General features: G+C 30.4%; 15 protein-coding genes. 4 read left to right on the plus strand and 11 right to left on the minus strand.

Annotation, left to right across the window (positions count from 1 at the left end):
* Positions 1-655 precede the first annotated feature (655 nt).
* A complete protein-coding gene (locus FHR28_RS11675; protein WP_004721211.1) occupies positions 656-1,207 on the plus strand; it encodes a DUF2799 domain-containing protein in 552 nt (183 codons plus the stop codon).
* A 234-nt stretch (positions 1,208-1,441) separates the two neighbouring features.
* Here FHR28_RS11675 and FHR28_RS11680 read toward each other — a convergent pair whose 3' ends face one another.
* The 4 genes from FHR28_RS11680 to FHR28_RS11695 form a co-directional block, all read right to left on the minus strand.
* Positions 1,442-1,849: a hypothetical protein gene (locus FHR28_RS11680; protein ID WP_166782632.1), complete on the minus strand. Its 408-nt coding sequence runs from the start codon at positions 1,847-1,849 to the stop codon at positions 1,442-1,444.
* 81 nt (positions 1,850-1,930) lie between these two features.
* Complete coding sequence (locus FHR28_RS11685) at positions 1,931-2,134, minus strand: hypothetical protein (RefSeq protein ID WP_166782633.1); 204 nt, start codon at positions 2,132-2,134, stop codon at positions 1,931-1,933.
* Between the two features lie 357 nt (positions 2,135-2,491).
* The gene (locus FHR28_RS11690) at positions 2,492-2,752 is read right to left on the minus strand and encodes a hypothetical protein (RefSeq protein WP_166782634.1); all 261 of its coding nucleotides are present in this window, start codon (positions 2,750-2,752) and stop codon (positions 2,492-2,494) included.
* A gap of 636 nt (positions 2,753-3,388) precedes the next feature.
* Complete coding sequence (locus FHR28_RS11695) at positions 3,389-3,622, minus strand: hypothetical protein (protein ID WP_166782635.1); 234 nt, start codon at positions 3,620-3,622, stop codon at positions 3,389-3,391.
* Between the two features lie 873 nt (positions 3,623-4,495).
* Here FHR28_RS11695 and FHR28_RS11700 point away from each other — a divergent pair.
* Positions 4,496-5,374: an ATP-grasp fold amidoligase family protein gene (locus FHR28_RS11700; protein ID WP_166782636.1), complete on the plus strand. Its 879-nt coding sequence runs from the start codon at positions 4,496-4,498 to the stop codon at positions 5,372-5,374.
* Positions 5,375-5,498: 124 nt separating this feature from the next.
* Here FHR28_RS11700 and FHR28_RS11705 read toward each other — a convergent pair whose 3' ends face one another.
* The 6 genes from FHR28_RS11705 to FHR28_RS11730 form a co-directional block, all read right to left on the minus strand.
* Positions 5,499-5,756 (minus strand): hypothetical protein, encoded by a 258-nt coding sequence (locus FHR28_RS11705; protein WP_166782637.1) that lies wholly within the window; start codon positions 5,754-5,756, stop codon positions 5,499-5,501.
* Between the two features lie 1,261 nt (positions 5,757-7,017).
* Positions 7,018-7,629 (minus strand): NAD(P)-dependent oxidoreductase, encoded by a 612-nt coding sequence (locus FHR28_RS11710; RefSeq protein WP_166782638.1) that lies wholly within the window; start codon positions 7,627-7,629, stop codon positions 7,018-7,020.
* A gap of 590 nt (positions 7,630-8,219) precedes the next feature.
* Positions 8,220-8,420, minus strand: coding sequence for a hypothetical protein (locus tag FHR28_RS11715; protein WP_166782639.1), 201 nt, complete (start codon positions 8,418-8,420; stop codon positions 8,220-8,222).
* Between the two features lie 23 nt (positions 8,421-8,443).
* Complete coding sequence (locus FHR28_RS11720) at positions 8,444-8,713, minus strand: hypothetical protein (protein WP_004721225.1); 270 nt, start codon at positions 8,711-8,713, stop codon at positions 8,444-8,446.
* A 101-nt stretch (positions 8,714-8,814) separates the two neighbouring features.
* The gene (locus FHR28_RS11725; protein WP_166782640.1) at positions 8,815-8,973 is read right to left on the minus strand and encodes a DUF1328 domain-containing protein; all 159 of its coding nucleotides are present in this window, start codon (positions 8,971-8,973) and stop codon (positions 8,815-8,817) included.
* 185 nt (positions 8,974-9,158) lie between these two features.
* On the minus strand, positions 9,159-9,503 hold the full coding sequence (locus FHR28_RS11730; RefSeq protein WP_166782641.1) for a hypothetical protein: 345 nt from the start codon (positions 9,501-9,503) through the stop codon (positions 9,159-9,161).
* Positions 9,504-10,070: 567 nt separating this feature from the next.
* On the opposite strand from FHR28_RS11730, the gene FHR28_RS11735 reads away from it, so the two are divergent.
* Positions 10,071-10,520, plus strand: a complete 450-nt coding sequence (locus tag FHR28_RS11735) for a BLUF domain-containing protein (RefSeq protein WP_166782642.1) — start codon at positions 10,071-10,073, stop codon at positions 10,518-10,520.
* A gap of 39 nt (positions 10,521-10,559) precedes the next feature.
* Entirely contained in the window at positions 10,560-11,027 is a 468-nt protein-coding gene (locus tag FHR28_RS11740) for a BLUF domain-containing protein (protein ID WP_166782643.1), read from the plus strand.
* Positions 11,028-12,158: 1,131 nt separating this feature from the next.
* Here the strand turns inward: FHR28_RS11740 and FHR28_RS11750 are convergent.
* Entirely contained in the window at positions 12,159-14,255 is a 2,097-nt protein-coding gene (locus FHR28_RS11750; protein ID WP_216076332.1) for a C39 family peptidase, read from the minus strand.
* Positions 14,256-14,305: the final 50 nt, after the last annotated feature.

The following is a 14,305-nucleotide window of genomic DNA, read 5'->3' on the forward strand; positions in this document are numbered from 1 at the left end:
TAAAACCAAGGCATCCAATAACGATAAACTCAACAATAGCTTCCGTTAAACCTAGAACAAAAAAAACTATGGATAAGACTACCGATACAGTAAAAACGATCTTCGCAAACATTAGAATTAAGCCACTTTAAAGATCAATGTAAATTTAACTATAAAATCATAGTATATAAGTTTTATGAAATTAAATAAGTAACGATAAATTTCTGTGTAATCGTGACTGCACTAAGCTCAATGATTATCTATGTTTTGGATTTGTAGTCTTGTTTTAATCCACTTTATTTTTATAGCGTTAGATGAAAAATCCTATTTTTAGAAAAATCTGAACAAATTATCAATCTATTAAATTTAGTTGTCCATCCGTTATTTTTAAATTAAATGAAGTTAAGAATTTAGCAGTTCTGTTCTTTTGGAGATAGAATTCCTAGGTTTATATTTATCAACTGCGATACAAACATTATGCTCAAGCTGAAGATATGCCAAAGTTAAAATACGATATCGGCAATAGCTGCAGAATCAAGATAAAAACCCTATTGTATTTTTAATAATTTAGATTCACTTTTCATGTGAATCAATATTAATGATCAGGGAATTGTTGATCTTGTCATGATAAAATCATTTTTTAAAGTAATTCAAAAATCGTTTGGAAGAATTTTTCATGAAACTTATAGTAATTTTATCTACCTTTACGGTTTTACTTTCCGGCTGTGCTGCAATGAGTGTTGAACAATGTAAAACTGCAAATTGGTTTAACGTTGGCGAAAAAGATGGCGCTGCTGGAAATAAATCCCACTTAGATAAATACTATTCCTCCTGTAAAAAAGCCAATATTATTCCTAGTCAAAATCTTTATGAAATGGGTTATCTAAAAGGGTTAGGGGCTTACTGTCAACCTGAAAATATTTTTTATGAAGCTTTAGAAGGTCGCGGTAATTTTCGAGTTTGTCCTGCAGAGAAACGTGAATCCTTACGTCATTATTATCAAGTCGCCAATAACTTTTATCATGCGAATTCAGAGTTTAATACCTCACAAAACAACCTAGATTACTATCTTGGAAAGTTAGATAGTAAAGACCTCTCTACCAAAGATCGTGATGACTATAAAAAGAAATTATCTGACCTCCGAAGCAATAGCAGTCAAGTACGCTCACGTTATCAAGATGCACTTCGGAATCTAGAACGTTTTAAAGCTGAGCATGATCTTTATTAGTTTTAAACAAAGTCACAGAGATCTACTCAGTAATGATTTCGAACGCCGCTTGGAATAAATCATTCGAATAAAAAAGCCTCACATCACTGTGAGGCTTCCCCTTAATTTTGCGCTGATTAAGGATTATTGTATGTTTATTCACTATAATGAATTAACAATCACAGTTTTACTAAATAACGTGAAATGTGTCAATTTTAAATCATAAAATAAGCATACTTCTTCAACTATTCACCATCATTCAATGATACAGACTTGTTTTCTTAATGGGCTATCATCTGCAAGATCGTCATTAGATGAACCAATACCATGTGTAATGCCATTTTCATCATAAAATGACAAAAATGTATAGGTTTTATTTTTATCACAGTCTACATAATTGATCATTTTCATATATTTAAAAGAATTATCCTGCCTATCCTTAGCGACTCTTAGCATAACTGCTTTATATCTAGGCTGGTCCAATTTCGGCTCTCTTTTTACAAGAAAAAGCGACTTTTTTATTTTAGATGTATGTTTATCATCTAGCTCTTTTTTAAACTTTTTAATATCTAATTTTTCTTCAAGAAAAGTTGGTTTTATTGGATCAGCAAAGCTAAATTTCGAATTCAATAAAAGAAATGCCAAGGAGATTTTTTTCATCATTGATTTGAATGTCATATACAAAAAAGTTCAATCATATAAATTAAAGCCCCAACTTTTGATGGGTGCATTTGCGAATTGATTTTAAAAACTTATATCTATATCAATGTTGTCAGCAATATCAGAAACAATATCTTTACTCGTATTCACAATCAAGCGACCTGTTTCCACGATCAAATCAACGGCATCCAATGGATTGATCGAATTCACGATATCATTCATTACGCTAGAGTCTTTTTGCTCTTGTTGAGATTGCTGTTCTAAATCTTCATTTTCTAAATTATTCACTTTGCTCTCCCATAAGCCTCATATAAAAATCTCCCAATGATCAGGAGCTATTCAGTTGACTACATCTCGATAGCAGAACTATGCCATATTCCCTCTACAGGACCAATAGCTGACTTCTATTCATAGTCTCGATCCAGCAAATGCAGAGTCTTATAGTGGATCTTGTGAATGTGTATCTTTTTTTGACATGTGGTTCATCCCAACAATAAAACGAGACAGACTTTTGAAGTAATTTTCATCGTTGAGGCTATCTTGATTGAAAAATTAAACCCTATCAAAAAGTAAAATTAGGTTCGTTTAGGTGGTGGAATCAAGTTGTGGTTATTTCTTTCTGGAGATATTAAAACTTACAGTGCTTTAATTCCAAAAAATAGAAAATATTTTTTCTTTACCAGCATTTTTGATCCTCACCTTGTAGCCTGCTTTCTTAAATTCTTCACCCAGATTAACTATTTCGTGTTGTGCAAAATCTGTAGTGATGTATTCGCTTACAAATAGCTCTCCTTGATCAGCTCTTAACCTAATTTGTGTTTTCAAAAATCTTTTAAGCTGTTCAATTGAAAAATATGCTGCTTGATTAGAATCAATGTTAGTTTCACTCATTTTAGGTATTGGCATTTAAAAACTCACAATCGCAAAGTAAAAAAATATTATGAACAGCTTAACTTTGAATTGAGTATAAAAATTGAAATATCATGTATTCTTTGTCATTTCATTTATATGATTATTTTTTAACAACTTTTAAGCAATGATGACAAACCTCCAACTCGCCATCTTTACAATAATGTGTCTCAATCACACGATGAAAGCCAAACATACATTTTAATAGTTGGATCAAAATCAATCCCTCCATAAAATAAAAAGCCCATCTCAAGATGAGCTTTACCATTGAACAGTTCTACTTTGGAAACCATATTCCAGTTGGCACATTTCCCAACAGGTGCACAAGTAAAGTTAAAGCAATAAATACGGAAAAGAAAAAAACGATGTTTATTGATTTGTCTATCATAATTTCACCCTCATTTTATTGTTGTTTCTTTTTTATACAATAAATTATGTAAAATATCAAACAATTTAAATAACTTAAGATATATTTTTTACCATTTGTTAAAATAAATCATCAAACAATTAAAATAAAAAATTCATGAATGATCCTAAATGATCACCATTTCACTCTAACCCAAATGCAGCAAGGCAGAACGGAAAGATTAAAAAAAAAGACGCCTTAGCGTCTTTCATTTATATGAAGTTTATTTAAACAACAATATTTAATTTTTTAAGTAAAAAATTTTTAATAATTTCATTCTCATCTAATAACATCAGTTCATCAGATACCCAAAAAATATAAAAAACGTTTTTAAATTGAATTTTTCTTTTGAAGTAGTTTGTCGTTGAATCTGCTAATTTGCCTTTTACTTTAAAAGACTTTTTATTATCATTTCCAAGCAACTTACTTCCATGCCAGGGACCGCCTATGCAAATATTCATAAGAATTAATTTTAAAGATGTTGTTTTGAATTTACATCAAATCTATAAATAAACAACCCATACCTTCATATAAATTTTAAACAAAAAAATAATAGACCACATTATTGGACCAAAGAGCACATTATTTGAACTTTATTAGGTCAAGCTAGTAAGCAGAATATCAATTTACCGTAGCTATTCGGAATATGAATTCATTCATCTTTATTAAAAAACGTGCTGAAATTCACATTAAACCCTCAATATTCTTCAAATAAAACTTAACTATTCAGTTGTCTACAGATACTAATATTCATTTTTTAAATCTTTTTTATGATTTTAGATAGAAGCCAGGCCAGACACCTAGCATTTATTGATTAGGCTAAAATTAATAAACCCACCTAAAAAATAGGTGGGTTTATTAAAGACTTAAATAGTAAGTCAAAGTGAAAAGCACAACCTTCTTCACTGATTAAATTTTACACAATTCATATTAAGATTCAAGAAAATATTTTACCTTTTGGTAAAGCTTCATATATGTATCGTAAATTTTATGTAACAGACTGCTTAAATCCTTAGCAAAATCATCCAAGGATTGTACTTCTAAGCGATCTAAAGCTTAAATTTGCATGAATTACAATAACCACGTGCTTAATAACAATATGCCGTATCACACATATAAAGAACTGATTTAACCTATTGATTAAATATAATTTATAATTCAAAAAACGTAGTCTAATAAACTTTTCCAATCACCCCGTAAGTGAAAGTAAACATGAAATATTCAGAGTAATAAGCCTCTTACTATAATACTCATACATAAAGTCATTCGCTTTTTAAAATTTTTTTAAGTATTGCTTATTTATACTTAGACGATCATTAATTGGGTTTTGACAAATGATTGACAATCTCACCTATTTTGCAAAAGTTATAAGAGCATATTTTGTCTCTGATAAGGAATATTTAACCAAACGTTTTATTAATAAACTTGGTTATATTCCCAATTTTGATCAACCTAAAAGTTTTAATGAAAAAGTCACAGCAAGAATGATTTTCGAAAGAGATCCATTACATACCTTATTAGCTGATAAATTGGCTGTAAGAGAAGTGATCAGCAATAAAATTTGTTCTTCCCATCTGGTCCCATTGATCGGCGTATATAAATCTTTCAATGAAATTGACTTTAGTCGAATGCCCGACAGATTCGTTTTGAAATGCAATCATGATAGTGGCAGTGCAATCGTATGCAATGATAAGCGTCAATTTGATCAAAGAAATGCTGAAAATAAGTTAACGCATCACTTAAAACAAAATATGTATTTCAGAAAAAGAGAATGGCATTACAAAAATATTAAGCCATCAATTTTAGCTGAGCAATATGTTGAGTTATTGATAGACCAAGAGACTAAATTAACCATTACCACATGTAGAGTTCATTGCTTTGAAGGTCAACCCAAATTTATTGAAGTCGATGTACAAGATTGCCTCAAAAATGAATATTCAAATATTTACGATACATCGTGGACTCTCCAACCATTTACAGTTGATTTAAAAAACAATAGCCCTGCATATTTAAAGAAACCAGCTCGGTTAGATATCTTAATTGAGCTATCTCAAGCGCTCTGCCTTAAATACGGTTATAGCCGAATAGATTTTCTAATATCAAAAAATAATATCTATTTCAGCGAAATAACCCTAACACCTAATGCTGGAAGAATGGTCATTGAACCTAAAGAATGGGATATGAAACTTGGTACTTATTGGCATTTATTTTAAAAATGATACAAGAAATACCCACAAAGAGCTGGACTTGTGGGTATATAAATCATAAAAGCGGATAAAAAATCCACGAAGTTTACTTCAATGAAAATATGACATATTACATGTAACCGATCAGTCACTACACAATAAATTTAAACTCAAATTTTCCTTTATAATCAATAGTATCTAAGTAATCTTTAATATCATGTGCTATATTCTTAAAGGTTTCTAAAACATCACTTGGTGGATCAATAACGACTTCAATTTTATAATTTTCATCTTCTGTTTTTGTCGTCTGTGTATATACGCCATCACAACTCATTTTTAATTTTAGATAATCCTCTAGCGCTTTAGTTAAATGATTTGTTACCAGCTCAATTTTTGAAAATTTGTGCATATACCCTCTTTCCTAAATCGCTTGTCATAACCAGATAAAGAATTTCGTACCTCCCCCCCAAATACTCTTTAACTTATCAGAAAGATCAGTTATCCGGGCATTAGTTCTTAAGTTACGATTCACTATATCGTATTTTGTAGATATACTAATTCAATCTTAGGTTGAAAATCAACTACTATTATTTTGAATTTCTATCATTTTGAGATTTCATGCCAATAAAAATTAATTTTTTAGTTATTTTCTTCTTCTATTCTTATATTTCCTAATATATTTATACCAACACAGTTCTAAAAAAGATCTTGCATAAATCAAAAATGATCATGTGGAGTGAATCATATTGGTATTGAAAGTTCCTCCTCCCTTTGAAAGAAAGCGAGGATGAGGGGCTTTTATGTTGATCTGTGGTTTTTAAAGGACTTATGAAGAAGTCTAAAATGTAAAAATTAAAGTCTTATCTACAATGGTTGTAACTGTTCAGATCATTTTACTCAGCACTAATCCAAGTATGCCCCAATCCAAATGTGATCCAATATAGGTTTAATGAATAAAGCACGGAAAATAATTCATCTTCAAATGACAACAAAATCAAAAATATCATTGATTTAAATGAATTAATATTTACACAACTAGGGATGATGATTTTAAAACCAATGGCAATAGATCATTTATCTTTACGCGCTAATCTGTTTTTTATACAAGACTCATTTAGAGACTACCATAGCAATATCTTAAAATTCTCATAACTAATCGACATATAAATAAAAAATTACTGATTGAACTAAGAAACTAATAGATTTTTTAAAAGAGTACTTTTTGTTTCATAACATTTCCAACATATAAGTCTATACATAAAAGTGTTATACTATAACAATTCAAAAAAGAGCTTTTCATGACAAATCCATATATCAATAGCAAGTTCTATATTTTAATTTTGGTCTTATTTTTATCAATTATGACCACTAATGTAATTCATAATGATTTTTCAGACACCTTATTAACCATAATTAACTGTTTTATCATCATAAAAATATTACATGTATTGTCTATTCAACTTTTAAACACAATCTTTAAAATTTGCAATCCTTAATTCAATTAAACTATACAGTTATATTTATTCAATATAAATAAAATGTTCTTCAGCAACGATTAAAAAACATTTAAAATAAAACACTTATGAGTACAAATAAGTCTAGAAAACGCTAAAATCATCAATTTAATTTTTATAGAAAAAAGCCCTCAAACGAGGGCCTTTATACATTTCTTAGTATCCAATAGTAAAACGTTGATTAATATGGTTGTTATTTTCAATTTCATCAGATAATGCTATTGCAAAATCTTCAGCTGAAATTTTACTGCCATCTTTACCAATTATAAGTTCATCTTTTCCTAAACGAAATTCTCCTGTACGTTTACCTGGAGCAAACTCAGCCGAAGGTGATATGAAAGTCCATTCAATATCATCAACGTGTTTAAGTTTTTCAAGAAAATTTACAGCAGCTTCTGCTTCAGGTTTATATGCGGCAGGAAAATCATCCGTATCCAATAAGCGTACATTTTTGTTGGGAATAGTCAGTCCACCAGCACCACCAACAACCAAATAACGCTTAACTTTAGAATCCCGAATTGTGTTAATCAATGCATTCGCATCTAACCCATGAAAAGGAACAGCACTTATCACGGCATCTTGCCCTTTTAGAGCTTCTACAAGCGCTTCATGATCATTTAAGTCCACATCTACGGATAAGACACGCTCTGTATCTGGTACTTTATGTGTATTACGTGCGATGGCTTTAACGTAATGGCCACGTGAAACAAGCTCTTCTAAAATACGTGAACCCGCCATACCTGTTGCGCCAATTAAAGCAATCTTCATAATAGTTCCTCACTTATTTTAAGATAATTCAAAAATCTTAATCAAATAGTTTTATAAACCATTAAATATAAAACTTATAATATTTAAAATTTTATAAATAATCTATACATGAAATAATTAACAATTTATCGATTAAAATTGATAACCCATTATCACCTACATAACTCCATTTTGAATTATTAGTTAAGTTTATTTTCTGTCAAAATCATGTAAACAATGTCACTTTTTAATAGCTCTCATGTATAGGTATTTATTTTAAGTATAATGATTTTAGTAACTGACTTTCACTTGAATAAATTTTATGCATTATTTTAAAATATACCTACTAAGATGGCTGATTTGCCTTAGCTGACCCTATTAAAGGTGGCCAAGAAACAGAAATTCGTTATGATTATTCACTTCGAGTAGCTAAACACACAGCCCTAAATTTTTGCATCTTTTAAAAACTACCTACCAAGAGTGTAGCATCTTATATTCAGGATGTAGTTTTGATTAGTTAAGATATTCTATGAGGTAACTCTTAGTCACTTTAGACCGATTAAATTAAGGCTAAAATTATAAAAATGAATTGAGAAGCTAGAATATTTGATTCAACTGCTTCTCATCATTTGTCGTTGCTGGCGAACTAATCCTAACTGCATCTTTCTCTCAAGTATTTCTTCTTCAGAGAATGATAATGAATCTTTTAACATTTCAATAGGTAATGAACTATTTTCAATCAAATAGCAGTCTTGATCAGTTGACCATTCTGAAATCAATGTTGCTTTTTTGCGCTTATGTCTATGATGCATATAGATACCCTTAATCAAAAACCTTATAGATTTATTTGCCGATCAACCCATTCCAAAAATTTATTTTTATTATTTATTTCGGGTGCGTTGACTATTACTATATTTTTTTTACTGCCAAATTTACCCGAGATTTTGTTTGGTTTCTCAAAATTAAACTCATCATCTGTGCCCTCATTTAAAGCTCTGAAATATTCAGCGATCTTCTCAAAATTTGTTTTGCTATTAAAATCAGGTCTTAAAAGTAAAAAATTATAAATTTGTTCTAAAACAAAATCATAGTTAATATTTTTCATAATATGCTCAGTTCAAATTTATTAAGTAATTTAAGTATTTTCAAATTCATTATATCCAACGATAGAATGACTAAATTCTACCGTTAGATGGTTTATAATGACTATACCTTTCCACGAGAAATAAAACCAATCACAGTAAGGATAACAGCTACGATTAATAGAATAACTGCAAAATCTTTTGAAAGACCTGCTACACCACCAAATCCTAAAAGACTCGCTATAAGTGCTATTACAGCAAAGATAATCGCCCAACGAAACATAATATAGTACTCCCTAAAATATATTTTGATTTAAAATAACACTATAAATTAATAATTTAATTCGAGTGTTATTTTATGTGATTAAAATGTTCTAGTTTAGAATATATTTTCACTTAAAATAACACTAAAATTTAAGCATAACAATTAAGATCAACTTACTATTTTAAAAAAGTAATTGCTAAAATTTACTTTTTATACAATTTATTAAGAATAAAATATCGATCGACGCGTGTATCCTTTAATTTCGGCATAATCATTTTTATAATCAATAATACAGAACAAGAAATAAAAAGCATGACGATGACTTCAACAGAGTAACTTATCATGAATAAAAGGCTATAAAACCCTAAAAAGAAAGATAGGCTTAGGAATACCTTTTGTAAATAAATTGTGATCAATACCCCATACAGCAAAGCTGATAAAAACAAGTTGAATTTCTTATTCATCCCCAATTTATCAAAAATAATAATGAGCAATGAAATACTTAAAACAGAGACAATAAAAATAACAATATTTTTTAAAATTTGCATTTCATCCCCTCTCATTTCATATTTATAAAAATGCTCCCCCCTTAGTAGTCCGACTAAGGGGGAAGACTCCCCCAATACACAACACTTTTTATTTAGCACATCAATTTTATAACGAATTATTTTAATTTAAGCGTTAGCGACAATCACCTTAAATTAAGATTCAGATTTATAATAATGATGAGCACTTGTGGTGTATCTAGGCAGTATAAATAATATGAAATTTAGCGATATAATCCATGGCTTACATGATTGTGAGAAATTTCGCACATATGTATATTTTTTAACCACATAAAATTCAATAAAAATAAATAAAATATATTATTTTCAAATATTTAATTTTAACCATACACTCGTTTTGTTTTATGAAGTAACAAAACACTCAAACAGTGTTAAAAAACTTTACATTTCATGTTTCGACCCATTGGTACGATTTGTTAGCTTTTGATTAATTATCAATGTATTGTAGTCATCGTTACTAATCTTTCTATGTGAATACATAAAGCTTATTAATAAAATTAAAGCGTTAGCACTTAGTTCGAAGTAATTATTTATCGTGGAAGCCTTCTAATGGAATTTGTAAGAGTTTTATATGCAAGTAAAGCTACGAGTACTCATCCAAATCTTAAGAATGATTTGATAGAAATTCTTAACACAGCTGTTGATTTCAACTCTCGCAATGAAATCACAGGCGTTCTTTACTATGGACATGGATATTTTGTTCAATGTCTTGAAGGACATAAAAGTAAAGTTGATGATCTGTTCTATAATCAAATTTTAAAAGATCAACGTCATCAAAACTGTGAGATTTTATATTACGAAAAATGCGACATAGGTTTGTTTAAGCATTGGAATATGAAATTTGCCCCTGTCAATAAAAGACTTGGTGACTTTTTCCTAGAAAATCATCGTGATGATTTCAATCCATTTCTTCTTTCTAGTGAGACGATCCCTTCTTTTATCGACCTTTTAGCGGGTGAATACGCTATTGAGCCATATAATTTTGATATCAATGAATAAGATTTTTTATACGAATCTACGTAACTTGAGGAAAGATGTATGCTAATTCGATTGTGCTATGCGAGTACTCGAAATGAATTAGCCAATGACCTTATTGAAGATTTAAATGCTATCTTAAATACTGCGCGTGATTTTAATGGAAAAAATAAAATTTTTGGCGTTCTATATTATGCCAATAATCATTTTTTTCAATGTCTTGAAGGTGAAAAGTCTATAGTTCAAGCGTTATTTCAAAGTATAAAAAATGACGCTAGGCACAATAGCATTTTTGAATTTGAAATCATGGATATTGACAAAATTAGTTTTAAAAACTGGTCAATGAAATACGTGCAAAAGTGCTCAAAAGTTGATTTATTTTTTAATCAGCTTGGCTATGACTCATTTACGCCAGCAGCCCTCAATAATGCTCATTTAAATAGCTTATTAAATGAGCTTTTGAAAGAAAAGCAAACTCGAGTGCGTAAAAAGGTCGGTTTAAATCAACGAGGAATCTCCTCTTTTCTTTAAATATCAAAAGAGAGGGTTATGGACCCTCTCTTTTAAAGAATTTTAAAGTTTGACCGATTGACTCGAACCCAGTTGCTCTGATTCACCAGATATAGATGCTTTCACTAATTTAAAAAAGTAACAAGCTTCCCAGCGCCATTACAAACTGAGTCTAGTTAATGAATGGATTAATCTCTTGTTGGCCGCTTGTTAAGTTTTCACTTTTAATTTTCTATACCTATAGAAATGTATTGTTACCATCCCTAAATAGATAAAGTTAAATCGTTTTTACCTTAGGTACATGTTTTAAATTATTATGAAAATTATTTATCTTTAATATAATTAAGTTTTATGAGTAATTCATTTTATTGTTATTATTAATACTAACTACTTTAAAGTTACAATTTTTATAATTAATATTTTCGTTTATTCTTGCATGATCAAGTTCATCCCATAATTCAAAGTAAAAAAATTCAGATGTGTCTGAGTAAATCCAAAACCACAAAGTAGATTCATCTTTTTTGACTGGATCATAAATACTATCTTTAACTTTGACAAGTTTATGTAAATGAAATTTATCATCTTGAAGTACTATTTCATGAATACTCAATAGTGTGATTCCTGCAATTTAAAATCATTTAGACTATAACTCATTTTTATTTATTTTTTTATTATGATTTTTTTAAAAATGTAATTTAATGATTAAATGTACATATATCTTTATATATGTAAGTTAAATTTAAGGTAGGTTTGAAGCACCTTAGTACTTAACTTAAATACGCCAAGTATTGCTACATTTTCTAGGTATTTTTATTTTGTTGCTAACTTATTGCAAACATGTTGAATATACCGCCAGTTTCTGCAATTTTTCTGAATTCACGTATAATAGAGATGCAATAAAAGCACAAAAAAAAAGACCTATAAGCTTTTGAATCACTTATAAGTCTTTAAAAATCTTGGTAGGTATATCCAGACTCGAACTGGAGACCTCCACGATGTCAATGGGGTTAACATTTATTAGATATCAATAGCTTATAAGCAATTAACACATACGTTTTTAGTAATCTAACATTAAAGTAAGTCCTTGACACATCTATTTTTATTCAAAATAGAATACTTGATTATAATATTTCGAGATTATACAGCATGTTATCAGAATCTACTCCTTAGAATTAAATAAAACTTAGGACTAACAACACTCACTTTTTTAGGTTTGTAAAAATCTGCACTTATTGCGTCTCTTGAGTTAGGAAAAATATCTTTGAACTTTTCAAGTGCATTAGCCAGAAGTTCATGGGTATTGCTGTAATCTGTGCTATACCGCCCAGATTTTGCATTAATTACCCATCCATTACGAGTCTGTTTTAATTCTCCAGCGATTCTTGAAGGTTTGAAGCCAGTAAGAGTTGGGTGCCCTTTTCCATATTCTTCATGTCCGATTAGTAACACCCCTTCACTTGAAATTGTCCAAATTAAGAAAGATTCTGGATTATCTACTTCCATATTTGGATACTTATCTTCCAAGCGATTTTTAATCGAACTATAATATTTATCTACTTTTGAATTTAGTATATCACCACGATCCATTTCACTCGTTTTAATATACTTTGGCGCTCGCAATTCACCGAAGGTTTTATCAAGATATGAACTTAAACTCTCAGCCTTAGGTTTAAGATACTTGAGAAATGAGCCATAAAAGCTTTTAGCATCTATTTCAGGCAAAGTTTTATCTTTGGCAGAGATCTGCTTATGACTTACCAGAACAATGTCGGTCAGTTCTTTATCTTCTATAAATAGGGCTGACACAGCATTTCCTTGCGGAATATCAGTTGCATCGAATAGTATCTTGAAAATTGGTTTTGAATCAAATTTGAAACTAGCCACCCATTGAAAACGTGCATAACTACTAGTAAGAAATTTTACTTTTTCTTTCTTCAATAATTCAGAGTTTTCACCTGTATATTCCTGATTGAATAATTCTTGTCGAATATCTGAAATCTCCGACAATGTTACATCAAACGTCAGTTTATTTCTGAACTTTTCAACAGCATGTTTGCCAACAGTTGGAGCAACCCTAGTAAGCATGTCCTCATAACCGTTCAGTATACGTACACAAGTCTTACGAGCAAAGCTTGATGGTAAGCGCACCTTACGCGGGGCTGGTATTATTAAACTATTCAGAACAAGTACTTCATGAGGGAGAGCCCAGCCTCCATCATCATTTTTTTCTTGAAGCGCAAGTCCCCACTTTACATCAGCACTTACTTGTTTCTCATCTAGTTTTACAAATGTAGCTCTTGCAAATGGCCCCAATCGATCATCATGAACATATATAGCCCGCTTTTCCTCCTTATCAGCCCACTTATAGCCAATAATTGTTATAGCGTGTCCATCCAATCTGCTTAGCTTTTGATCTCTTTTGCGATACACATCAACACCAAGAATAAGCGGTATCCTACTATCAATGTACGTTTTCACTGTAGTAAAGAAATCATGATCAGTATAGGCAGTAATATCAGCTGTGTGATGTTTTAACTTTTCAAAGTCTAATGCTCGAAGAATTTGTTTATTTGATAAATCGTGATTGGGAAAACTATTGCTTGATCCGCTAATGTGGTTGAGGGCATTTGTTGTTATTTCACTACATGCAGGTATTTCTCGCACACTCTTCCAGTGCATCGCATGTAATGATGACCAAATAGCGGTCGTTGCACATGCCGAAACTACCTTATCTTGTTCCTGAAAGGCTACAGACATTACTTTTAGTGGAATGCCGAATAAATCAACAGAATACTCTCTCATTAAACATCGTTTCAAATTATCAGGTTGATTAAAAGTTGAGTAGGGCTTCAGACATGTTTTACCAATAAAAGTTTTCGCTAATGGCTTAATTACTACAAATCCGAGGTAAGATTCTTGTAAGACTTGAACTTTTTTTTGATCTCCATGTGCTAAGCATTCAGTCATTTTTTTATGATCTAATTCTTGGGAAAAAAAGTGGAGTCTAGCTGTTCTGAACCCATTATTTCCAAAACACTTTACATAATAATGATTGAAGTCCTCAAGATAATCTTTGTCTACATATTCTGGTTCAAGTAATACTGATTGAGCATCCAAGTCTTTGAGATAACGGTATATATAATCGACTTGCGATTTTCTGAATATGTCTGGAAAGTCTGTGCCAAAACACTCTTTAACAAGATTGCTCAGCTCACCTTTCGCAAAGTTAGAGACAAGATAAGAGATCATAGGGTTTCCGCAAAAAAATAGCAGCCATTGGCTGCTAGGTGAATTTCGTT

This window comes from Acinetobacter sp. BIGb0196 (genome assembly GCF_011759595.1).
In the GTDB taxonomy this organism is placed as follows: Bacteria; Pseudomonadota; Gammaproteobacteria; order Pseudomonadales; family Moraxellaceae; genus Acinetobacter; species Acinetobacter guillouiae.

Coding starts and splice junctions, on each gene's coding strand:
- FHR28_RS11675 (WP_004721211.1), top strand. CDS start 656: ATGAAACTTATAGTAATTTTATCTACCTTTACGGTTTTACTTTCCGGC.
- FHR28_RS11680 (WP_166782632.1), bottom strand. CDS start 1,849: ATGATGAAAAAAATCTCCTTGGCATTTCTTTTATTGAATTCGAAATTT.
- FHR28_RS11690 (WP_166782634.1), bottom strand. CDS start 2,752: ATGCCAATACCTAAAATGAGTGAAACTAACATTGATTCTAATCAAGCA.
- FHR28_RS11695 (WP_166782635.1), bottom strand. CDS start 3,622: ATGAATATTTGCATAGGCGGTCCCTGGCATGGAAGTAAGTTGCTTGGA.
- FHR28_RS11700 (WP_166782636.1), top strand. CDS start 4,496: ATGATTGACAATCTCACCTATTTTGCAAAAGTTATAAGAGCATATTTT.
- FHR28_RS11705 (WP_166782637.1), bottom strand. CDS start 5,756: ATGCACAAATTTTCAAAAATTGAGCTGGTAACAAATCATTTAACTAAA.
- FHR28_RS11710 (WP_166782638.1), bottom strand. CDS start 7,629: ATGAAGATTGCTTTAATTGGCGCAACAGGTATGGCGGGTTCACGTATT.
- FHR28_RS11715 (WP_166782639.1), bottom strand. CDS start 8,420: ATGCATCATAGACATAAGCGCAAAAAAGCAACATTGATTTCAGAATGG.
- FHR28_RS11720 (WP_004721225.1), bottom strand. CDS start 8,713: ATGAAAAATATTAACTATGATTTTGTTTTAGAACAAATTTATAATTTT.
- FHR28_RS11725 (WP_166782640.1), bottom strand. CDS start 8,973: ATGTTTCGTTGGGCGATTATCTTTGCTGTAATAGCACTTATAGCGAGT.
- FHR28_RS11730 (WP_166782641.1), bottom strand. CDS start 9,503: ATGCAAATTTTAAAAAATATTGTTATTTTTATTGTCTCTGTTTTAAGT.
- FHR28_RS11735 (WP_166782642.1), top strand. CDS start 10,071: ATGGAATTTGTAAGAGTTTTATATGCAAGTAAAGCTACGAGTACTCAT.
- FHR28_RS11740 (WP_166782643.1), top strand. CDS start 10,560: ATGCTAATTCGATTGTGCTATGCGAGTACTCGAAATGAATTAGCCAAT.
- FHR28_RS11750 (WP_216076332.1), bottom strand. CDS start 14,255: ATGATCTCTTATCTTGTCTCTAACTTTGCGAAAGGTGAGCTGAGCAAT.